19 protein-coding genes are annotated in these 22,599 nt (G+C 46.7%); 14 read left to right on the forward strand and 5 right to left on the reverse strand.

Annotated elements, in window-relative coordinates:
• Positions 1-101 precede the first annotated feature (101 nt).
• Positions 102-611 (forward strand): Lrp/AsnC ligand binding domain-containing protein, encoded by a 510-nt coding sequence (locus IE070_RS05370; protein WP_189481214.1) that lies wholly within the window; start codon positions 102-104, stop codon positions 609-611.
• 9 nt (positions 612-620) lie between these two features.
• Here IE070_RS05370 and IE070_RS05375 read toward each other — a convergent pair whose 3' ends face one another.
• Positions 621-1,220: a TIGR04211 family SH3 domain-containing protein gene (locus IE070_RS05375; RefSeq protein ID WP_189481215.1), complete on the reverse strand. Its 600-nt coding sequence runs from the start codon at positions 1,218-1,220 to the stop codon at positions 621-623.
• 121 nt (positions 1,221-1,341) lie between these two features.
• Between IE070_RS05375 and IE070_RS05380 the strand changes: the two genes are divergently transcribed.
• Positions 1,342-2,247 (forward strand): CYTH domain-containing protein, encoded by a 906-nt coding sequence (locus IE070_RS05380; protein ID WP_189481216.1) that lies wholly within the window; start codon positions 1,342-1,344, stop codon positions 2,245-2,247.
• A gap of 10 nt (positions 2,248-2,257) precedes the next feature.
• On the forward strand, positions 2,258-5,086 hold the full coding sequence (gene glnE / locus IE070_RS05385; protein ID WP_189481217.1) for a bifunctional [glutamate--ammonia ligase]-adenylyl-L-tyrosine phosphorylase/[glutamate--ammonia-ligase] adenylyltransferase: 2,829 nt from the start codon (positions 2,258-2,260) through the stop codon (positions 5,084-5,086).
• Positions 5,087-5,122: 36 nt separating this feature from the next.
• Here the strand turns inward: glnE and IE070_RS05390 are convergent, their stop codons facing one another.
• From IE070_RS05390 to tolC, 3 genes are all read right to left on the reverse strand, one after another.
• Positions 5,123-5,689, reverse strand: a complete 567-nt coding sequence (locus IE070_RS05390; protein ID WP_189481218.1) for a TcpQ domain-containing protein — start codon at positions 5,687-5,689, stop codon at positions 5,123-5,125.
• A 17-nt stretch (positions 5,690-5,706) separates the two neighbouring features.
• The gene (gene lpxL / locus IE070_RS05395; protein WP_189481219.1) at positions 5,707-6,633 is read right to left on the reverse strand and encodes an LpxL/LpxP family Kdo(2)-lipid IV(A) lauroyl/palmitoleoyl acyltransferase; all 927 of its coding nucleotides are present in this window, start codon (positions 6,631-6,633) and stop codon (positions 5,707-5,709) included.
• A 129-nt stretch (positions 6,634-6,762) separates the two neighbouring features.
• Entirely contained in the window at positions 6,763-8,058 is a 1,296-nt protein-coding gene (gene tolC / locus IE070_RS05400) for an outer membrane channel protein TolC (protein WP_189481220.1), read from the reverse strand.
• 117 nt (positions 8,059-8,175) lie between these two features.
• Between tolC and IE070_RS05405 the strand changes: the two genes are divergently transcribed.
• The 10 genes from IE070_RS05405 (at position 8,176) to IE070_RS05450 (ending at position 18,943) form a co-directional block, all read left to right on the forward strand.
• A complete protein-coding gene (locus IE070_RS05405) occupies positions 8,176-8,820 on the forward strand; it encodes an NUDIX domain-containing protein (protein WP_189481221.1) in 645 nt (214 codons plus the stop codon).
• Positions 8,810-9,244 (forward strand): DUF1249 domain-containing protein, encoded by a 435-nt coding sequence (locus tag IE070_RS05410; RefSeq protein WP_189481222.1) that lies wholly within the window; start codon positions 8,810-8,812, stop codon positions 9,242-9,244. The genes IE070_RS05405 and IE070_RS05410 overlap by 11 nt, the downstream gene beginning before the upstream one ends.
• The gene (locus IE070_RS05415) at positions 9,241-10,008 is read left to right on the forward strand and encodes a metallophosphoesterase (RefSeq protein WP_189481223.1); all 768 of its coding nucleotides are present in this window, start codon (positions 9,241-9,243) and stop codon (positions 10,006-10,008) included. The genes IE070_RS05410 and IE070_RS05415 overlap by 4 nt, the downstream gene beginning before the upstream one ends.
• 189 nt (positions 10,009-10,197) lie before the next feature.
• A complete protein-coding gene (locus IE070_RS05420; RefSeq protein ID WP_189481224.1) occupies positions 10,198-10,761 on the forward strand; it encodes a YqiA/YcfP family alpha/beta fold hydrolase in 564 nt (187 codons plus the stop codon).
• 103 nt (positions 10,762-10,864) lie between these two features.
• Positions 10,865-12,757: a DNA topoisomerase IV subunit B gene (gene parE / locus IE070_RS05425; RefSeq protein ID WP_189481225.1), complete on the forward strand. Its 1,893-nt coding sequence runs from the start codon at positions 10,865-10,867 to the stop codon at positions 12,755-12,757.
• A 35-nt stretch (positions 12,758-12,792) separates the two neighbouring features.
• Complete coding sequence (locus IE070_RS05430; protein WP_189481226.1) at positions 12,793-14,196, forward strand: tetratricopeptide repeat protein; 1,404 nt, start codon at positions 12,793-12,795, stop codon at positions 14,194-14,196.
• On the forward strand, positions 14,193-16,472 hold the full coding sequence (gene parC / locus IE070_RS05435) for a DNA topoisomerase IV subunit A (RefSeq protein WP_189481227.1): 2,280 nt from the start codon (positions 14,193-14,195) through the stop codon (positions 16,470-16,472). Before IE070_RS05430 ends, parC begins: the two co-directional genes overlap by 4 nt.
• A 139-nt stretch (positions 16,473-16,611) precedes the next feature.
• Positions 16,612-17,355 carry a 1-acylglycerol-3-phosphate O-acyltransferase gene (locus IE070_RS05440; protein WP_189481229.1) on the forward strand — a complete coding sequence of 248 codons (744 nt, stop codon included), beginning with the start codon at positions 16,612-16,614 and terminating at the stop codon, positions 17,353-17,355.
• Between the two features lie 4 nt (positions 17,356-17,359).
• The gene (gene rraB / locus IE070_RS05445) at positions 17,360-17,737 is read left to right on the forward strand and encodes a ribonuclease E inhibitor RraB (RefSeq protein ID WP_189481231.1); all 378 of its coding nucleotides are present in this window, start codon (positions 17,360-17,362) and stop codon (positions 17,735-17,737) included.
• A gap of 51 nt (positions 17,738-17,788) precedes the next feature.
• Complete coding sequence (locus IE070_RS05450; protein WP_189481233.1) at positions 17,789-18,943, forward strand: MFS transporter; 1,155 nt, start codon at positions 17,789-17,791, stop codon at positions 18,941-18,943.
• A 46-nt stretch (positions 18,944-18,989) separates the two neighbouring features.
• Here the strand turns inward: IE070_RS05450 and IE070_RS05455 are convergent, their stop codons facing one another.
• Entirely contained in the window at positions 18,990-20,690 is a 1,701-nt protein-coding gene (locus tag IE070_RS05455) for a TIGR03545 family protein (protein ID WP_189481235.1), read from the reverse strand.
• Between the two features lie 332 nt (positions 20,691-21,022).
• Here IE070_RS05455 and IE070_RS05460 point away from each other — a divergent pair, with 332 nt between their 5' ends.
• Positions 21,023-22,585: an amidase gene (locus IE070_RS05460; protein ID WP_189481238.1), complete on the forward strand. Its 1,563-nt coding sequence runs from the start codon at positions 21,023-21,025 to the stop codon at positions 22,583-22,585.
• The last annotated feature ends 14 nt before the right edge of the window (positions 22,586-22,599 follow it).

Consider the following 22,599-nt stretch of genomic DNA (forward strand, 5'->3'; position numbering starts at 1 on the left):
GCGGCATTTTAGTGAAAACCCTACAGTATAGGGTGGTTATTTTTCCAATTTAACCGTATATAATCGGGTATAAATTAACTAAAACCCGAAAAAATGCTGCCATGAACCAAAGCGTAAAAGCCAAAGCACTAGACCGTATTGACATTAGTATTCTTGATACGTTGCAAAAAGAAGGGCGAATTGCCAATGTTGATTTGGCAAAAAAAGTTAATTTAAGTGCCAGCCCCTGTATTGATAGGGTAAAGCGACTGGAAAAAGAGGGTTTTATTGAAGGGTATGGCGCTCGTTTAAACAGTGGCAAATTGGGGTATGGCACCGCCGCTTTTATCCAAGTAACGTTGGATAGAACAACCAGTGATGTTTTCGATAAGTTTAGAGAAGCGGTGGTGATGATCCCCCAAGTTGCTGAATGCCATATGGTTGCGGGTGGTTTTGATTATTTACTGAAACTGCGCTTGCCCAACATGGAAGCGTATCGTGGTATTTTGGCCCAAATTGTCGATTTGCCTGGGGTAGCACAAACCCACACTTATGTGGTGATTGAACAAGTTAAAAACGACAGGGGGCTGCCACTAAAATACCATGCTGATGCCAGCACCCCGCCTAATTGATAGGGTGTATTACATCCAACGATCACTATTGCGCCGATGCGGGATCAATTTTGGCAGCATTAAACCAAAAAGTAGACCAAACACTAAAATGGCGCCCCCTAAAACCATCGGTTGTTGCCAAAACGTGGCTTGAGTTTGCGCGAGCTCACGAGTTAAGCGCTCAGCACTTAGGCTTAGTTTAGCGAGTTCTTGCTGAGCCTGATCGCGCTCTAACGTCACTCGATTCAAATCAGTTTGTAACTGATTGGTGCTTTGCTCCAACTCCGCTAATCTGCTGCTTTGTTCTGTAAACGTGGCTTGTAACTCGCTTAACTGTGCATTTAAGCCTGGGGTAAAGCTTAATTGCTCCTTTAATACCCAGCCTGTCTTGTCTGAGTCGTATTGAATTTGGGCATAGCCATCTTGTTCGCTTAACCGAACGACACTACTACCCGCCGCTAAGGTGCCAATAATACGATACTGATTACCTGGTCCAGAATGTAAATAGACCACTAAGGCATCACTGATGAACGCGGGTGTTTGTTCGGTTTGGCTCTGTGCGGGTAACCAGAACAGCATAAGACTGACGAAAAATAACGGACGAACAGAGCTGCGAAATAAGCTAAACATAGGTATCCTGAGAGTTAATTTAAAAACACGCTCTAAAGCTTTATTGGCGATGATAGGGAGTTGTGTGGCAATTGACAAGGGCTAATAGCCAGATGTTGGCCGGCCAGTCGGAGAAATGAACATGAGCTTAGAGCTGGAATTGAAGTATTTAATTGGGGCGGCAGACGTTACGCAGTTAGCTGAATTATTGCAAGTTTATGCAACACCTACTGGCCAAGCCTCCCATACGTTACTTAATGCGTATTTTGATACTGCGGATAAATGGTTTCGCCAGCATGATATGGGGCTGCGTACACGGCAAAAACAAGGGCGTTTTGAGCAAACGATCAAATTGTCAGGCCAGCAGCACGGCGCGCTACAAATTCGTCCTGAATACAATGTGCCGTGCAATGATGAAGTGCCACAATTGGCGGCGTTTCCAAAAGAGATTTGGCCTAAAGATACTGATGTGACTGCATTACAGCAGCAGTTAATAGAATTATTTCGAACGGATTTTACTCGTCAACGCTGGTTATTGACCTTACCCGATGCGGTATTGGAAGTGGTGTACGATCACGGTGAAGTTCGCGCCGGGGTTAGGCGCCAAGCCATTTCTGAAATTGAAATTGAATTAATAGAGGGTGAAGCAGAGCAGGTGTTTAATTTAGCCGAGTTTCTACTAAAAGCATTGCCTATGCGCACAGGCTGGTTGAGTAAAGCGGCAAGGGGCTATCAGCTATTTCAAAATATCACCACCCCGCGACCTGAACCATTGGGCGAGTCAGGAGAGTTGCTCCAGCATGTGCGGTATTTACAACAGATAGAAACCTGCTTTTTACAAGAAGGTGCGCCAGAGCTGTTACTGTTAGCTGAGCAGGCGTTACAGCAGCTTGCGCGAATTTTGCAAGATGACGGGCAGCAATTGTTAGCAAGCGAAGCCAGATCCCTCGCCCGCAAATTGGCAGAGGAGGGTGGCTTAGTGTTTAATAACACGGTTTATCATCAGTTGTTGTTAATGCTTTCAAAATTATTATTAAAATCAGTATAAGGACGCTCTCATGACCGAGAATACCCCAGCTCCCGCGAATGCCTCTGCCGTGGAGACTGCCTATTGGCAGGCCAGTTTTAGTGCTGTGGCGGCTGGGCTCGAACCGCATGCACAACAGCAATTGCGTTTGCTGTTACAGGCGAGCAGTTTTATCGGTCGTACCTTGCAGCAACAGCCCGACTTGATCGCACAGTTTTGCGATAATCAGTGGCTATCGACCACGTTGGATCAAGGCTTTAATGATCCCTTGGTATCAGATGCGGCCCTCACAGAAAGTGTCGCCTTTTCATTATTAAGGCGCTATCGCAATGCCAAGTTAGCGCAAATTTTAGCGGCAGATATTTTCAAACTACAGTCTATTGAGCAGAGTTTAGAGGCTGTTTCACGCTTAGCCAACGTGCTGATAAATAGCGCATATCAATGGGCTTATCAGCAACAAGTGCAGCTTAGCGGTACACCATTAGATGAACACGGTCAGCCAATGCCTCTGTTGTTGCTAGGTATGGGAAAATTAGGCGGCGGCGAGTTAAACTTTTCATCTGATATCGATTTAATTTTTACCTATCCGGCCAATGGCGACACCGTAGGCGGTCGTAAAACGGTCGAACATCAGCAATTCTTTACCAAAGTGGGTCAAAAACTGATTGCAGCGTTGCATCAGGTCACTGCGGATGGCTTTTGTTATCGGGTGGATATGCGCTTGCGGCCATTTGGCGATAGCGGCCCTTTGGTGCTCAGTTTTGCAGCGTTTGAAGATTACTATCAAGAACAAGGGCGGGAGTGGGAGCGTTATGCCATGCTAAAAGCCCGTGTGCTTAATCCCGATCAGATCCATGCTCCCGCCTTACAATCGCTGTTAAAGCCATTTATTTACCGGCGTTATATTGATTTCTCTGCGATTGAATCGTTGCGCCGTATGAAGCAATTGATTGAGCAAGAAAATCGTCGTCGTAATCGCCGAGACAACATTAAATTAGGGGCGGGTGGCATTCGTGAAGTGGAATTTATTGTACAAACGTTGCAATTAATTCGTGGTGGCCGCATCCCGCAATTACAAGAACCCGCTATTCTAAAGGCGTTACCACAGTTAAGTGAGCATGGCTTATTAGCAACTGTCCAAGTGCAACAGTTACAAGCCGATTATTTATGGCTGCGCCAAGTAGAACAGGCACTACAAGGGATTGATGATAAGCAAACCCAAACCTTACCTGCCGATCAGCAAGGCCAACAGCAATTGTTAGTCAGTTTGGGATATCCGGACTGGCCATTATTATTATCGGCGATTGAATCGGCTATGAACCGTATTCATCAGCAGTTTAAGTTGGTGATTGAGCCTGAAGATCATATTGAACCGCAAGAATTAGGCTTAGGCAAATTACTGTGGGACAGTGACTTACCCATTACGGAACTTGCCGAGCATATCGATTGGTTAAGCGCGGTCGATGCCGAGGCATTACTTGCGCAACTACTCCTGTTTAAGCAAGATTGCCAACGGCGTTCGGTGGGGCCTCGTGGACGCGAATATCTCGCCAAATTAGTGCCACAATTGTTGCATTATTTACAACAGCAACAAGCCTCAGCAACCGTATTAACGCGTATTTTGGGCGTGTTTAAGCAAATTGTGACACGTACCGCCTATTTAGAATTACTGTTTGAAAATCCGCCAGCATTACAGCAATTAGTGTTGTTATGCTCACAAAGTGGTTGGGTTGCAGAGCAATTAGCCCGTTACCCTATGTTGCTCGATGAGTTAATTGATCCTGCGCAGTTATATCAGGTTGCGACGATTGATGATTATCGTGATCGGTTACGTTTGTATTTAATGCGTGTGCCGGAAGATGATCTTGAGTTACTGATGGAAACCTTAAGGCAGTTTAAACAAGCACAGCAATTACGGATTGCTGCAGCTGATATCAGCGGCGTGCTACCGCTTATGAAAGTAAGCGATCATTTAACGTGGTTAGCCGAAGTGATTGTGGAGCAACTGGTAAATTTGTCATGGCAGCAAATGACCGCGCGTTATGGATTGCCTGCAGGCACTACCGATCAGCATAAAGCGTTTGCCGTGATAGGTTATGGCAAGTTAGGTGGCCTAGAGCTGGGATACGGCTCTGATTTAGATTTAGTCTTTGTGCATGAGTGCCAAAGCCAAGCTGCCACCTCGGGGGAGCGTAGTATTGATTCTATGCAGTTTTACCTGAAGCTAGTGCAGCGCATTTTGCACTTAAGTACTACCCGAACCAATAGCGGTGTTTTGTATGAAATGGATACGCGGTTGCGTCCTTCGGGTAATTCAGGTTTGTTAGCAATTCATATCGCAACCTATCAACAATATTTGCTACAAGAGGCTTGGACCTGGGAGCATCAAGCGTTAGTCAGAGCAAGAATGATAGTTGGCTCCCCCGCGCTATTTGCTACGTTTGCGGCCATTCGGCAACAGGTGTTAACGCTACCACGGGAACTCAACAAGTTAAAAACCGATGTACTACAGATGCGTGAAAAATTGCGCCAACATCATGGTGTAAGCTCAGATGATGTCAAGCATCGCGTAGGCGGGATCGTTGATTTGGAATTTATTAGCCAGTATTTAGTATTAGCGTTTAGCCAGCAACACCCGGGATTATTTCAGTTTACGGATAATATTCGTATCTTAGAGGCGGCAACGGCATGTGGGTTGCTGCAGGATGCAGAGGCCAACGCCTTAATCGAGGCGTATCAGGTATTACGGGGTGTTGGACATCGTCAAACGCTAGCGCCAGCTACGATGCTCGTTGATACACGCTTACCGCACCTGCAACAACAGGTGCAAAAGTGTTGGACGCAGTGGTTTAGCATGTAAAACCAAAATGCTTGGGAGGTAGCGTGCGTTTTGCGCTTAACTCCCCGTAACAAGACAATGTTGCTTTAAAAACGGATCGTCTAAATCGGTAATCACTAATGCCCGTGATTTAGGACAAAAAAAGCCTTTTACCGGTTTTGTGAAGTCTGGGGCAACTGTAATAGCCATTTGTTGCAAGCTGTCGAGTAAAGTGCCATTGGTTTCGAAAAACTGTTTGATAACATAATCGCGCGGTAACGTCCAAAAAAGCTGCATCTGTTCTTGTTGTGCATACTCCTCCAGCGCCGTTTTAAGGGTCACGCCCTCCTGAAAGCGGCGACGAACCACTTCGCCTCGCCAAGCTGGATTTGCCGGTGACACTTGTTGCTCCCGCCGCCGCAGCATAATAATCAGTTCTTCACTCGTATCACGTAAATTCACGATGTTATTACTTTTGCTACCGCCCTGCTGAACACTGCTACGAAAATTAGCATAAAAACGGCTAAAGCCCTCGGCCGCTGCGTTCGTTTTCTCGGGATTAATCAAGAAATCAGGTTTTTTTATCAATAAAATAACCACAACGATGACCACGACGAGCAATATTAGGTTTATCAGTGTTTTCATTATGGGCTCCTGCTTTGTTAATTATACAGCGAGGGGGCGTCGGGATCGGGCCGCGTTTTAAAGCGGCGATGTAACCACATATATTGTTCTGGATGTTTTAATACCGCTTGCTCAACCCATTGATTTATTCGGGTCACATCTGCTGCGTTATCACCACTCGGAAAGTGAGTAAAGGGCGGTAAAATCTCGACTTGATAGCCTTGATAATTAGGGAGTCTTGACGTGAATATAGGCACCACCACACAGTTTGCCGCATTCGCGAACAATAGGGTACCCGTGGTGGTAGCTGTTTCGGCCACGGCAAAAAAAGGCACAAATTCGGCTTTGTTGCGGCCATAATCCTGATCAGGCAAATAAAAACAGACCTCTTGCTGGTTTAACGCGTTGATCAGGCCTTTGACATCGCGTTTGCCGATCATATATTTGTTACTACGAATGCGCCCGCGATACTGCAGGTAATCCAGTAAGGGATTATTATTTGGTCGGTAAAATCCCACGCTGGGATGGGTTAATCCAAACACGCGACCAGCTGCTTCTAAGTGCAAAAAATGTGCGGCCAGTAACAATACCCCTTTGCCTTCAGCAATAGCGTTTTGTAAGTGTTCATGGCCTTTAAAGTGGGCTAAACGACGTACTCGCCAAGTTGGCCACCACCAAGCAATGACCGTTTCAAACATGGCTTTGCCCGTTTCAGCAGCATTTTGCCAAAGCAAATCTTCTCGTTCTGCGGCACTTTTTTCCGGAAAGCATAACAGCAAATTACGTCTGGCAACTTTTTGACGAGACTTGAGCGTTTTAAATAATACGTGGCCTAATTTTGCCCCCAGGCCCATCAATACCCGATAAGGCAGCCAACTGATCAGATACAATAATGCCGCCCCAAGCCATAACAGCCAATATTGAGGTAATAAAAAACGCCAACTAAAACGGGGAGCAGTAACCACAGTAAAACACCCAAAAATACACGTGCAGGTATTGTAACGAAAAAACGCGCGGAGGAAAGTGATTTGGCTTAGTGGTTAAACCACTGACGCAAATAGAGGTATACCGTAGCACGATATACCTCGTCGAGATTAGTTGGTGAGCGCGCTATTGATGGCCAGCAGATCGGTTTCTGACAAATTACCTGCCGCTTGTTTTAATTGCAGCTGCGCAATAATGTAATCATAGCGTGCGCCTGATAAATTACGCTGTGCATCAAACAAGTTCCGCGTGCTGAGTAATACATCAACGATGGTACGAGTGCCGACTTCAAATCCAGCTTCGGTAGCTTGTAAGGCGCTTTGCGCTGAAATAACAGCTTGCTCTAACGCGCGAATTTGCGACATTTGTGAATTCACATTATTAAACGAGCTGCGAATTTGTCTAACCACAGAGCGATGGCTTTGCTCCAATGCCTGGCTTACTTCAACGTAATTTGCTTGCGCCACACGCACACTGGCTTCAATGCCGCCGCCACTGTAAATGGGTACAGATAGGTTTATGCCAATGGAGCTGGAGTCGGCGCGGTCAAAGCCAGATACTTTATCTACACCTAGGTTTGCCGTAGCATCCAGTGTCGGTAAGTGACCTGATTTTGCCAGATCAATATCTAACGATGAGACATCCAGGGCAATACGCTGCGCTTTTAATACCAAATTATTCTGTTCAGCAATACTTAACCACTCTGTAGCGGCCTCTGGCACAGGACGTGAGGCTGAAAACTTGTCGGTATTCAATTGCGCTACTTCAGCATGGTAAATACCGGTGATTTCGCGCAGTGCTTCACGGGCATTTTCTAAATCATTTTCGCTACGAATTTCCCGCGCCACTACGCTGTCAAATTGGGCTTGTGCTTCATGTACATCGGTGATGGCAGTTAAACCAACGGCAAAACGTTGCTTAGTTTGCTCTAATTGCCGTTCAACTGAACGTTTTTCAGCGGCCACAAAGGTGAGGTTGTCGCTAGCGCGTAATACGTTAAAATAGGCCGTGGTAACGCGTAAAATCAGATCTTGCACTTCAACGTCATAAATCGTTTGGCTTTGCAGCGCCACTTTTTCAGCGCGGGTTAAATTTTGCCAATTCGACCAATTGAACAATGATTGACGAGCTTGTACGCCAGCGCCAACAGAATTTGCACCGCTAAAGCGCAGATTGTCACGACTGGCACGGCTAACATCGGCGCCAAAGGTCACGCTTGGCAGTAAACTTGCTTTTGAAACGTCTATACGGGCGCTAGCGGCATCACGATTTGCCGCGGCACGTTGGACGATAGGATCTTTTTGGGTAGCTAATTGATAGATGGTTTGTAAATCTTCAGCCTGCAAATTTAAGCTGAACAAACTTAAGGACGAGAGCATTAAGGTGCTCAATAAGGTTTTTTTCATAGTAATAAATCCTGGCTGAATAAGGAAACTGCCCAAATGATAACCTGTTAAAGTAAACTAGGTAACGATTAAACCGTAAAGTTACCCTGAAGAGTGTAACAAAATGTGAGGGCGCTGATGTCGCAATTCAAGGTAGACCATTATCCATCTTTTCAAGCCAATGATCTGGATATTATCGATAAAACCACGGTTTTTCAGGGTTTCTTTCGGATCGAGCGTTGGCAGCTTCGCCATAAGTGCTTTGATGGGAGCTGGAGCAAGCCCATGGTAAGGGAAGTGTTTGAGCGCGGTCAAGCTGCCGTTGTCTTACCTTATAATCCACACACCGACGAGGTGGTATTAGTTGAGCAATTTCGTGTAGGGGCGGTTACCCATGGTCAAAGCCCTTGGTTACTGGAAGCCATTGCTGGGGTGATTGACGCCGGACAAAGTGCCGAAGACACCGCCATTCGTGAAGCGCAAGAAGAAGCCGGTTTACACTTATCTGAGCTATGGCCAATGCTAAGTTACTTTTCAAGTCCAGGCGGTAGCACAGAGCGAATCAGCTTATATCTTGGGCGCTTAACCGAACCGGCAACAGGGGGGATCTTTGGCTTAGCCAGCGAGCATGAGGATATAAAAATGCATGTCATGTCACGGCAAACAGCCATGCAGCTATTGGCTGCACAACAAATTGACAACGCCGCGACCGTTATTGCACTACAATGGTTGGCATTAAATTTATCTCAGGTACAACAGCGTTGGGGAGAGCATGTTGCGTAAAGCGCCTTACATACCCAAATTGCCGGATTTTTTAAGTTTATGCGAACGTAATTATGCGGCCTTGTACCATTTGTTACCGAGTAGTACGACAGTGGGAGCCAGTGCCTTAATACAATTAACTGCGCATGATATTTACCGTGTGACGATTCTTGAAGCGGCGCCGTTTACCACGCGCGTAAAAATTGAATTAAGCAGTGGCCAACAGCACTTTTTTCAGCCCAGTTTTGATGTGCAATTGTATCATGATGCGCGATTAGCCGAAGTGGTGCGGGCACAACAACAATGGCGCTTTATTGGGGTGTATCCTTATCCCAATAATACGATGTCACAGCCCGATGAAAAACGGCAAATTAATTTGTTATTGCGTGATTGGTTAAATCTCTGTTCGCGCCAAGGGTATTGTGCGGAGCCCGTTGTATTATGAAGGTGATCCTGCCTGAACAGCCTTGTTATCGTATAGTACAAATCACCGATTGCCATCTGCTCGCTGAGATAGATGGCGTCTATCAAGGGTGCCAGCCTGCGGTGCATTTGCAGCAAGTTGTCACGCATTTACAGCACTCATTGCCTGATGCCGTAGTGTTAACCGGCGATCTTACGCAAGATCATAGCTGCGCGAGTTATCAATTATTAGCCGATATCTTGGCCCCACTGACGTGTCCTGTGTTGTTATTGCCTGGTAATCATGATGATATTGATGAACTTCAGGCGTTGGCTGCGCGCACCACGCTGCAATTATGCGAAGCGTTAGTGTTAGCGCCTTGGCAGGTGTTTTTGCTTAACAGCAAAGGTGCTACACCCTCTGGTAGTTTTGCCTTGCATAAACAGGTGGCGTTACAGCAACAATTCGCGCAGAGCACTCAGGCTTATTTTTGGTTGTTTATGCATCATCATCCCCAGCCGTTAGGCTGTTTTATTGATAAGCATGGGTTAATTGATCGCAGTGCATTTTGGGCGCTGGTTGATACAGAAACGCGGATCAAAGGCATAGGGCATGGCCATGCTCATCTAGCGTATCATACGTCTTATGCTGGTCGAAAAATCGTAGGCTGCCCTGCCAGTTCAGTCCAGTTTTTAGCCACTGACGACTGGCAAACCGTTAATGCTGGGGCACAATGGTGCGAGTGGCTATTTTCTGCCGATGGAGAGGTCAGTTGGTCGTTTCGTCACTTCGCGCAGAGTCAGTAAGCGTGTAGTGCGTTGATGGGTAAGCTAAAATAGCTCAGGCCTCTAGTATGCTGCCTTTAGCATGTTGCCTTTAGAATAGTGGGGGGGCACTAAACGCACAGGTGTAATTCAGGGTGGGCTTAACGTAACGCCTAACCGTTTTTTAGGATAGAATACGGCATTATAATACAAGAGCATGTAGAGCGTTTTATGCAAGAAGTACTTTATTTACATGGCTTTGCCAGTTCTAGTCGTTCCGAAAAAGCCTTACTGACGCAGGCCTTTTTTAAGCAGCATCCGTCGATACGGCTGCGTGCATTAGATCTCCCCTATACCCCTGACGAGGCGATGGCCGCCTTGGAGCACGCCTTAGATGCACCGCCACACGCCATTATAGGGAGTTCGCTAGGCGGGTTTTTAGCCACAGTACTCGCCGAGCGATTGGGTTGTCGAGCCTGTTTAATTAATCCCGCCGTTGCCCCCCACAAGGTACTAGCAAACTATGTCGGGGAATACCATCATCCGGTATTACAGCAACGTTACCAGGTACAGCCTGCACATATGCAACAGTTGGAACACCTGATGCCAACCCAATTACGCGATCCTTCACGCTATCTTGTGTTACTGCAAACTGGGGATGAGGTATTAGATTATCGACAAGCTGTACAGTATTATCATGGTGCACAAATACAGGTGATACCGGGCGGTGATCATAGTTTTGTCGGATTTGAGCACTATTTGCCGCAAATAGCTGAATTTTGTCTACATACTTAGCTATGCCACGCCCTTATCTTACGATAAAGTGGTTAACTTATGATTCAATCTGGCACATGACATTGCGAACGATGCCCAGCCAAACAGGAAGCAATATTTTCGTATGACTGAACAACTCTATAATGCCGAATCGATCGAGGTACTTACCGGTTTAGAGCCGGTACAACGCCGTCCTGGAATGTATACCGATACCACACGGCCCAACCATTTAGCGCAGGAAGTTATCGATAACAGTGTGGATGAAGCACTGGCTGGACACGCTGATCTGGTACAGGTGATTTTGCATGATGATCAGTCCATTGAAGTTATTGATAATGGCCGTGGGATGCCCGTTGATATTCACCCGGAAGAGGGCGTTTCGGGAGTAGAATTGATTATGTGTCGCCTGCACGCGGGCGGAAAGTTTTCCAATAAAAATTATCAATTCTCAGGTGGTTTGCACGGCGTAGGTATTTCCGTGGTAAACGCATTATCCAGCCGGGTAGATGTCAGTATTCGACGAGATGGGCAAGTGTATGAAATTGCTTTTGAACACGGCAATAAAGTGTCCGATCTGGTGGTTACCGGCACGGTAGGTAAACGCAATACCGGCACGCGAGTGCGCTTTTGGCCAACGCCATCATATTTCGATTCACCAAAATTCTCAGTAAGCCGCTTGGTGCATGTGTTAAAAGCCAAAGCGGTGCTTTGCCCTGGTTTGACAGTAAAGTTTGATGACAAAGTCAATCAACAACAATACCAATGGTGTTACGAAGCCGGCATTAAAGATTATCTGGCGGAAGCGGTGCAACAATTAATCGCTTTACCTGAGCAGCCTTTTGTTGGGCAGTTTTCAGCCAGTATTGAAGCGGTGGAATGGGCTTTGCTATGGTTGCCCGAAGGCGGAGAATTAGTGACTGAAAGTTACGTCAATCTCATTCCTACTGCGCAAGGCGGTACCCATGTTAATGGCTTGCGTCAGGGACTCTTAGAGGCAATGCGTGATTTTTGTGAATTTAGAAATCTGTTACCTCGTGGCATAAAATTGTCGGCTGAAGATATATGGGATCGCTGTGCCTATGTGCTGTCGTTGAAAATGCAAGATCCTCAATTTGCTGGCCAGACGAAAGAGCGTTTATCGTCACGTCAATCAGCAGCCTTTGTCAGTGGTATTGTTAAAGATGCCTTTAGTTTATGGCTGAACGAACATACTGATATTGCGGTCGCCCTGGCCGATTTTTGCATTAATAATGCGCAAAAACGTTTGAAAGCCGCAAAAAAAGTGGTGCGGAAGAAGATCACCTCTGGGCCAGCGTTACCGGGTAAATTAGCCGACTGTTCTGCGCAAGATTTAGCGCGTACCGAGTTGTTTTTGGTGGAAGGTGACTCAGCAGGTGGCTCGGCTAAACAAGCACGCGATCGTGAGTTTCAAGCGGTAATGCCGTTACGTGGAAAAATTTTAAATACCTGGGAAGTTGAATCAGGACAAATTTTAGCCTCACAAGAGGTGCATGATATTTCGGTGGCAATTGGTATCGATCCTGATTCCAGTGATTTGTCAGGTCTACGATATGGCAAGGTGTGTATTCTGGCCGACGCCGATTCAGACGGCTTGCACATCGCAACCTTGCTCTGTGCACTCTTTATGCGGCATTTCCGCCATTTAGTGGAGCAAGGGCATGTGTATGTCGCCATGCCGCCGTTATACCGTATCGATATTGGCAAAGATGTTTATTATGCCCTTGATGAAGAAGAGAAAAATGGTATTCTCGATCGTATAGAGGCCGAAAAGAAGCGGGGTAAAGTAAACGTACAACGCTTTAAAGGGCTGGGCGAAATGAACCCTCTGCAATTGCGTGAAACCACCATGGATCCCAATACCCGTCGTCTGGTGCAATTAACCATTGATGATGTTGCCCAAACCATGGAGTTAATGGATATGTTGTTGGCCAAAAAGCGCGCGACAGATCGGCGTGATTGGCTGGAATTAAAAGGTGATCGTGCCATTATCGCTTAAAGTGTCGCGTGTTTCACGTTATTACAGGAGGTTGCATGTACAAACTGCTGATATTACTACTATGGGTGCTAAGTAGTTGCTGTCAGGCTGCCACTGTGCCACCGAATACCCCAGAGTGGCTGCAGCAGGTTGCCGCAAAGAAGCATCAAGCCCCCGAGCAAATGTTAGCGTTAATGGCAGAGAATCAGGCGCAATTTGCTGATTTGGCACCAGAGGTGCAAGCGTATTGGTTGAATCAACAAGCTGCGATGTTAAGTTATTTGGGGCGTTTTCAAGAGCAGCAAGCGCTAGCACAGCAAGGATTATCCTTGGTTGGTGATAATGCTGCGGCTTTAAAAGCAGAACTCTTGTTTGAGTTTGGCTATGCTCGCGAAATGCAATTGGCCTTAACCGAAGCGTTAGGCTGGTATCAGCAGGGGCTGGCCTTGGCGATTGACATTGCCAATCAACCCTTACAGGTTCGCGGTATGGTCAATATTGCAGCGATAGATTCGCTGCAAAATCGCGATCAACAGGCTTTGGAAACGTTAAAGCAGGCCTACACCTTGGCCGAACAGCTGCAGGATCAAGAGCTACTGGCTGATGTTAATGCCCAGCTTGGCTTGATGTATTCTGCTTTAGCCTATGAACAAGAAGCCCAAGTATTTTTAGAACAAGCATTGGCGATATATGAAGCCTTGGGTTGGCAAAAAAATCGCATCTCGGTGTTGTACAATTTAGCCAGAAATTATAGTTATTTAGAAAACTATGAACTGGCGATGCAAAATTTTGATCGCATGTTGCAGTCGGCGTTGGCGGAGCAAGATGTGCTTAACTTGTATTATGCGTACAGTGGTTTGGCGATTACCAGCAATGAAATGGATCGGCCGCAAGTGGCGCTAAATTACATGCAAAAAGCTGAAGACTATTTAGCCGTTATTCAATCTGATTATTATTTAGCAGGCCATCACTATGAAAAGGCGCTAATTTTTCAAAAGCTACAACAAAATGCGCAAGCGGTTCAGCAATTACTATTAGCCGAAGAGTTTTTCCAAAAACTTAAAGACAATGAATCTGGCAATATGTTGCTGGCGCTGCGATTGCTCAAAGCCGAATTATTGGCTGAGCAAGGGCAATATGAGCGCGCATATACACACCTAATGGATTTTGTGCGGGCATTTCAGCAGTTACGTGATAAAGAAAATGAGCTTGAGCTGGAAAAAATGCGCATGACCTTTGACGCTGAGCGTGATGCGGTGCGGCAAAGTTTGGTGGAACAAGAGAATCAATTAAACGTGTTACGCGCAGTGGAAAGTGCGCATAAAAAACAAATTCAGGGGATGTGGTTGGGTTTTATATTGGTTTTAGGGATTATCGTCTTCATCGCGCTGACAATTTTTTCGGCGAAGAAACGCGCCCAATCGCTTGTACCCACTTCGCAACAACAGGATAAGGCATGACAGAGACCGTACTTTTGGCGGATGGCACCGAACAACTGCCATTGCGCCGCTTTACCGAAGACGCGTATTTAAATTATTCCATGTACGTGATTATGGACCGGGCACTGCCTCACATTGGGGATGGGTTAAAACCGGTACAGCGGCGCATTATTTATGCGATGTCAGAGCTGGGCTTGTCGCATTTAGCCAAGTTTAAAAAATCAGCGCGTACTGTGGGTGATGTGTTAGGTAAGTTTCATCCCCATGGTGACTCTGCCTGTTATGAAGCCATGGTGCTTATGGCACAGCCTTTCTCTTACCGCTATCCTCTGGTCGATGGTCAGGGAAACTGGGGTGCACCAGATGATCCGAAATCCTTTGCGGCAATGCGTTATACCGAAGCTAAACTATCGCGTTTTAGTGAGGTGTTGTTATCAGAGTTAGGATCAGGCACCACAGATTGGGTACCAAACTTTGATGGCACCTTAGAGGAACCTAAAGTGCTGCCCGCCCGTTTACCGCATATTTTGTTAAATGGTATCACTGGGATTGCCGTGGGGATGGCCACCGATATTCCACCCCATAACGTGCGTGAAGTTGTTAATGCGTGTACGGCACTATTAGATAATCCGCACGCCACCGTGGCCGACCTACTACACCATGTGCAAGGACCGGATTACCCTACCGATGCTGAAATTATCTCATCGGCTGCCGACATCGCCGCGGTGTATAACACGGGGCGTGGTAGCATAAAAATGCGGGCGGTATACCAACAAGAAGAGGGTGACATTGTTATCACCGCGCTACCGCATCAAACTTCTGGTGCCAAAGTGCTGGAGCAAATTGCTGCACAAATGCAGGCTAAAAAATTGCCTATGGTCACCGATTTGCGTGATGAGTCTGATCATGAAAACCCTACCCGTATCGTGATTGTGCCGCGTTCAAATCGAATTGATGTAGAACAATTAATGCAACATTTGTTTGCGACAACCGATTTAGAGAAAAGCTACCGGGTAAACCTAAATATTCTAGGGATGGATCATCGTCCACGTGTGCGCAATTTACTGGAAATATTAACGGAGTGGTTAAGCTTCCGCCGCGACACGGTGCGCCGTCGCTTGCAGTATCGGTTAGATAAAGTGCTCGATCGTTTGCATGTATTAGAAGGCTTATTAATTGCCTTTTTGAACATCGACGATGTTATTCGGATCATTCGTACTTTTGATGAACCTAAACCGGAGTTGATGGCGTTTTTTGGGATCACCGAGCGCCAAGCTGAAGCCATTTTAGAATTAAAATTACGGCATTTAGCCAAACTAGAAGAAACCAAGATCCGTGGTGAGCAAGACGAATTAAGTAAAGAACGCGATAAATTACAAGCCATTTTAGGCTCTGAGAAAAAACTCACTAAGCTGATCCGCGATGAATTAGTGGCCGATGCGCAAAAATACGGTGATGATCGCAGAAGTCCTATTGTACAACGTGAAGAAGCCAAAGCACTGACTGAGAAAGAGTTATTACCGAGTGAAGCGGTCAGTGTTGTATTGTCTGAGAAAGGCTGGGTGCGTTGTGCTAAAGGGCATGATGTTGATGGTAATTCGTTAAGTTATAAAGCGGGCGATGCCTTTAAAGCGTTGGCAAAAGGTCGTTCTAATCAGCAGGCGGTGTTTCTGGATTCCTCTGGGCGATGTTATGCTACTGAAGCGCATGAGCTCCCTTCTGCGCGAGGCCAAGGTGAGCCATTAAGTGGTCGTTTCACTATTGTAGCCGGTGAAACCGTTGAGCACGTTTTGATGGCGGATGAACAACAAACCCTGCTACTGGCTTCTGATGCTGGTTACGGTTTTGTCACCGAGTTTAACGATTTACTCAGCCGTAACAAAGCTGGTAAGGCACTGTTAAGCTTACCGGTAGGCGCCAAAGTGCTGCCACCTGTGCCGGTTCCTACGCCTGAGACCGACTGGTTATTATGTATCTCTAATGAAGGGCGGATGTTAATGTTCCCTGTGGCCGAGCTGCCAAAACTCAGCAAAGGCAAAGGCAATAAACTGATGTCTATTCTTGGAGCGCGGGCGGCAAGCCGTGAAGAGTATGTCTGTTTGTTAGCCGTGATACCGCAGGATGGCCATGTTACGCTTGTTGCAGGCAAGCGTAAACTCAGTTTAAAAATGGCCGATTTGCAGCATTATCAAGGTGAACGTGGCCGACGCGGGAACAAGCTGCCGCGTGGCTTGCAACGCATTGACGAAATTATTGTTAATGGGCACAGTGATCAAACCAGCCCTGTTTCAGAATAGCGCTATACTAATACCTTGGTTAGCAAACCCACCAATAGGTGGGTTTCTTTTATGATGTCGGCTCAGCAGGGTTTAGCCCGTTTCACAACGCGTGTGCGGTTAAAATACTGAGTCCACCCAAGCTTGCAAGGGGCGGTTTGTGATAGCGGTTTTGCGTTTAATCTTATTAGTGGTTTTTTTTATTTTCAGTACTGTCGCGGGATTGCTGGTCTGTTTATTCCGTCCGTTTCATCCCAACAATGTACCGCTGTTTAGCAAATGGTATGGCAGCGTATCGCGGATATTGGGCATTGAGGTAGAGATCCGTCGCGATCCCGCTATTATTCATGGTGAGCCCTATGTGTTTATTGCCAATCATCAAAATAATCTAGATTTATTTACGCTCAGTGGCTCAGTATTACCTCGTACTGTAACGATTGGTAAAAAAAGCCTGAAATACATTCCTTTTTTTGGCCAGTTATATTGGTTAAGCGGTAACTTGCTTATTGATCGTGACGATAAAACTAAAGCCCTAAACACCATGCTAGCGGCAGCTGAACGTATTGCCAACGATAAAATATCAGTATGGATGTTTCCTGAAGGAACGCGTAGCTATGGTCGTGGGCTACTGCCTTTTAAAATGGGTGCTTTTCATATTGCCATTGAAGCTAATGTGCCGTTAATTCCCGTGTGTATGAGTAGCACACATCAACAGTTCAAGTTAAATCGATGGAATAACGGCAAAGTGATTATTCAGATGCAGGCGCCGGTGGCCTTGTCCAAAGAGGACAACTTGCGGCAGTTTGCGAAAAATATTCGCCAGCAAATGGCTGAGCAAATACAACGTCTTGATGCCGAGCTAGGTAACGACTACACTGCGCAACAAACACAGCCAACAGAGTGATACTATGGAAAACTGGAAAGAATTTACTGACGAAACCATCTCGGCCTTATTAGAAGATGGCAGCGATCCGGATGCACTTTATACGATTGAACACCACTTTTACGACAAAGACTTTAATAAACTAGAAAAACTGGCTGTAGAGCTGTTTAAATTAGGTTATGAAGTTACCGATGCCGAAGAGGTGGAATTTGAAGATGGTGCGAATGCTTGGGTGTTTGATGCCATCTGTGAACAATCGCTAGATGGCGTTGCCATTACGGCCGATGCCATTAAATTGGAAGCCTTAGCCAAAAAGCATCACGTAGAATACGATGGCTGGGGGACCTATTTTGAAGGCGACGAAGACGGCGAAGATTGGGAAGAAGACGACGCCGAAGAGTAACCGATTAAGCCGACTCAAGCCGGAGCGATTGGCGCCGCACCGGCCTTATTCATGTTGCCGATAGTGGGTGCCATCAGTTTTGTGCACCTGCTAAATGATCTGATCCAAGCCGTGTTACCGGCAATCTATCCGCTGTTAAAAATACAGTATGCGTTAAGTTTTACGCAGCTGGGTCTGATCACGCTGGTATTCCAGTTAACCGCGTCGTTATTACAACCTGCCGTAGGGTTTTATACCGACAAATACCCGAAACCAGCATTATTGCCAATGGGGATGGGGTTTACCTTACTGGGGTTACTGCTGCTTGCCATCGTCAACAGCTTTCCGTTATTACTGTTAGCTTCAGCGCTCATTGGTTTAGGTTCTTCCACCTTTCATCCAGAAGCGTCTCGCGTGGCGAGGATGGCATCTGGCGGCCGTTTTGGTTTGGCGCAGTCTTGTTTTCAAGTGGGTGGCAATGCGGGCTCAGCATTAGGGCCTTTACTTGCCGCGCTGATTATCATACCGCGTGGTCAAGGCAGTATCGCCTGGTTTTGTCTGTTTGCTATCGTTGGCATTATCGTGCTACTGCGCGTGCGTCGTTGGGTGGTTAGTCGTCAAGCGATGGGGCATGTGCGCAAAAATGCGCAGGGCAACAGTGGATTATCGACAAAACAAATACGCCAAGCCTTGCTGGTCCTGGCGTTACTCGTATTTTCAAAATACGTGTATATGGCAGGCCTAAGTAACTACTACACGTTTTATCTCATCGAAAAGTTTCAGGTATCGATAGCTCATTCGCAGCTATTTTTATTCTTATTTCTGGCGGCTGTGGCAATAGGAACCTTGATTGGTGGACCAATTGGTGACCGTATTGGTCGTAAGCAGGTCATTTGGGTGTCTATTTTAGGTGCCGCGCCGCTGGCATTACTCTTACCCTATGCCAATTTATATTGGACGGCTGTGCTAACCGTACTGATTGGTATCGTTTTATCGTCTGCCTTCTCGGCAATTATCGTGTTTGCACAAGACTTGGTTCCCAGCAAAATTGGGATGATTTCAGGTGTTTTTTATGGCCTGATGTTTGGCATTAGTGGTATTGCAGCAGCAGGATTAGGCGCACTGGCCGATGCGACTAGCATCACCCAAATGTTCAAGTTTTGCGCATGGTTTCCATTGCTAGGCATGTTGGCACTGTTTTTACCTCGAGTGCAGCAGGCGCCATAAGATAATTATTTATGGCGCCATGTCGCCGGACACTGGCCTTTAGGCGTTATTCGCCGCCTCCAAGCCGGTTAAGTAAGCGGTCTCTCACCTGATCTTGTAGGTTGCCCATTTTGGCGTTAACCAATTCTTCCAGTTTGGCTTCAAGAGCCTTACTATCTGTCTCTTGCTGTTGTAACAACGTTAGCCATTCTTGTTGCGGACCCAGTTGTTGCGCTAAGCGGTTATCTAACTCGGTGCGGAGTTGGCGTTGCAATGTTGCTATTTTTTGCTTCGCTTCACCCAGCAAGGCATCGCCCAGCATCCGATCTAGGGAAGAGCGTATTGTCACCTTAGGATTGCTAATGACGCCCTCTGCTAACACATCAAACGGGATCTGGCTTTGCTGATTTAGCAGGTTGACCAGCGGATCGAGGTACCGATTGCCGGTTTTCTCAAAGTTGGCATTTTTTAACAGCACTTTGGCTTGCTGTTTTAACTGATCGTCAGTGAGTGTTAAAGAACCATTGGCACTAAATAAGCCTGCTAATAGCGTAAGGGCTTGTTGCTCGCGGCCAATGGTGAGTTTATCTAATGCCATTCCGTCTAACTGCCAGCTAAGATTGGTGATCATCTGTTCTAAAATTGCAAAGTCGCCGTTTAGCGTAAAGGTATTGAGCTTGGGTAAGCCGGCAACATCCAGCGCAAACCGCGTCGCAGCGTTATTAATCAATTGATGCTGAGTGGTAATATCTTGCATGGTAATCGTGCTTTCGGTGCCCGCTAATAGCAAATGCAGCTTGGCGTTTTTCACCCAAAAGTCGGGATAAGGTTGGTTAGGATCCAGTGGCTTGGCCGGTGCTGGCTCGCCTTCTTGTTGTAGATAGGGTTTGGCTAATTGATAGAGCGCTTCCAATTTTTGAATTTCCCGCGCCCAAATATCGCCTAACAGGATTTGAAAAATAGGGGCCAGACCGCCATCTTGAATATTGGCTAACTGTTGTAATTGTTGCCAATCTGCTGACGCTGCGTTGCGCACGGCCGCGACGTGTTCGCTTAGTGCTGTGCGACTCTGCACAAAACCTTGCTGTAATTCACGCAGTTTGTCGCGCTCAGTCCGAAGTTGTTGTTGCAGCGCGTTAAGTTGTTGGGTTTTCGCCGCTAAGTCGTTAGCATCATTGATTCGACCTTCGGTTAAGGTTTTTATATTAGTTTGAAATTCAGCGAGTGTTTCGGCAGTTGGCAATTGTTGGCGCAACGCACTAAACTGTTGCTGTTGCTCGCTAACAAAGTGTTTTAAGCGCTCGCCTTGTTGCAGCGTTTGCAAATTGGCACGGGCAAGAATGGCATCGGCAGTTGGAATATCGACTTGCAGCAACGAGGCGAGATCGAGTGCATTGTCGTTCGGTTGTGGTACACGATATACCTGACCAGGTTGTTGCCGTTTACTGCCATAAGCCAGTTCAGAGATCTCAAGCGTTTCAACAATATAATATCCTTTTAAGGCTGGCCAAGGATCAACCTGCGCGTAAGCCATGGCAAAACTTAGGCTGTTATAGTCAGGCTTTGCAGGATCGGTTAATTGCAGTGTATTAATTTGTAGTGATACAGGCAATAATCGTAACGAGACACTATCGATGTTCACTTCTGCGCCGGTAATGTTTTCTAGCTCACTAATCATGACCTTTTTGATCAGCGTATTGGCCAGTAACCAGCTAATCAGTAGCAGTGTTATGAGGCTAACCGGAATAAGCCAGAGAAGTTTTTTCATAAAATATCCTTATCTAAAAAGGCGTCGCCCAAGGCGTATTAAGGTTTATCGATGACCGCTCACAGGACGGTATGTGGAAAAGTTTATTATCATCCTATGTCTAGCGAAGCAAAACCCGAGTGACTAGCACGTTTTTCGTTTTGCAATCGCTTAAGAGTGTAAAGCAAAGCGCTATCGCATACTAAGCTATTTGGCTGACAGAGCCTGATTAAGTTCCAATTAACGGCCGTTGCGACCAATAACGGCTGTGTGCGGTGAAACCGCATGTAACGTCAGCGCGTAATGATTATGCTAAACGCACAGTATTAAATGTGATAAAGGATAGAATAGGCATGCGAATAATTGGGTTGTGTTTAGGGGTATTTTTAGTCGGGTGCCAGCCAAAAACCGTTACCGAACCTACGGTTGCCAGAGAGTTAGCCTGGATTGATGCCCGTAGTGCGCAACAAGCACTGGCAGGGGGCGAACTAACCAGTGAGCAATTGGTAAACCATTACTTAACGCAAATTGCCAAGCACAATACGCAGGGGCATCAACTCAGAGCAATAGTGGATGTGAATGACGATGCCTTAGTGCAAGCCCGTATGCTGGACAAAGAGCGTGCAGCTGGGCAAATTCGCTCGTCCTTGCACGGTTTACCTGTGGTGTTAAAAGCCAATATTGCTACGGCAGATCAGTTACCAACAACGGCGGGGGCGTTGGCATTAAAAGGGCATTTAACTACCGAAGACGCCGAGCTGGTAAAACAATTACGTGCGGCCGGTGCGATTATCCTAGCTAAAACCAATTTATCCGAGTGGGCTAACTTTCGGGGCGAAAACTCCGCCAGTGGTTGGTCAGCCTTGGGTGAACAAACACGCAATCCTCATTTACTCACACATACGCCTTGTGGCTCTAGCTCTGGATCAGGTGTTGCAGTGGCCGCTGATTTCGCACTATTGGCTGTGGGCACCGAGACTGATGGCTCTATTATGTGCCCTTCGGCAATTAATGGCATAGTGGGCATTAAACCTACTCGAGGTGCGGTATCTGGTGAGGGAATTATTCCTATTGCCAGTGCGCAAGATATTGCCGGCCCCATGGCGCGGCGGGTATATGATGCCGCGTTATTGCTCGAAACCATGTTAACCCCGCAAGCGCGCCAGCAAATTCCTGCCTCGTTAACGGCGGCGGCATTGCAACCGGCTAATGGCGGAAAAGTGTTATTGGTTCGGGCATACGATGAGCGTGAGCCGGCGTTAGTCAATATGTTAGACAACACAGCTATGGCGTTACGCGCTGCAGGTATTGAGGTTGTTGAAACACAGAGCTGGAGTTTACCTGCAGAATTGTATCAGGCGGAATTCTCAGTACTGATTTACGAGTTTGCGCGAGATTTACAGCAATGGTTAACGCGTTATCAGGTGGCTGAGTCTGTTAATACGATTCAGAAAATCGTCGATTTTAACCAAGAGCAAGGCACTGCAGCGTTAGCCTTTTATGGGCAAGAATATTTGGTACAAGCCGCTGCGGTAGATGTGACCGCACAGCAAGCTGACTATCAACAAGCGTTAACGCAAAGCCGCACCTTAGCAGAGGGGGCATTAAATAAGTATTTACAGCACGGCTACAGTGCTATAATTTTACCTTCGTATGGCCCTGCTTGGCCGATTGATCATGTTAATGGTGATCAATTTAACTTCGGCACCTCTACTGCCGCTGCTGTGGCGGGATATCCGTCGATCACGGTGCCCGGAGGCGCAACAGGGGTGTTACCGCTTGGCATTAGTGTAGTGGGTTTGCCTTGGTCAGAACCCGAGTTGATCCGTCTTGCCGCCTTGCTGGAGCAACAGCTAGCGGCGTATCGGCGTCCTGAATTTAAAGCAGCCTTGGACCTACAGGCGACAGTAGAATAAAAACTTGACTCTGG

Source organism: Alishewanella tabrizica, assembly GCF_014652375.1.
GTDB lineage: Bacteria > Pseudomonadota > Gammaproteobacteria > Enterobacterales > Alteromonadaceae > Alishewanella > Alishewanella tabrizica.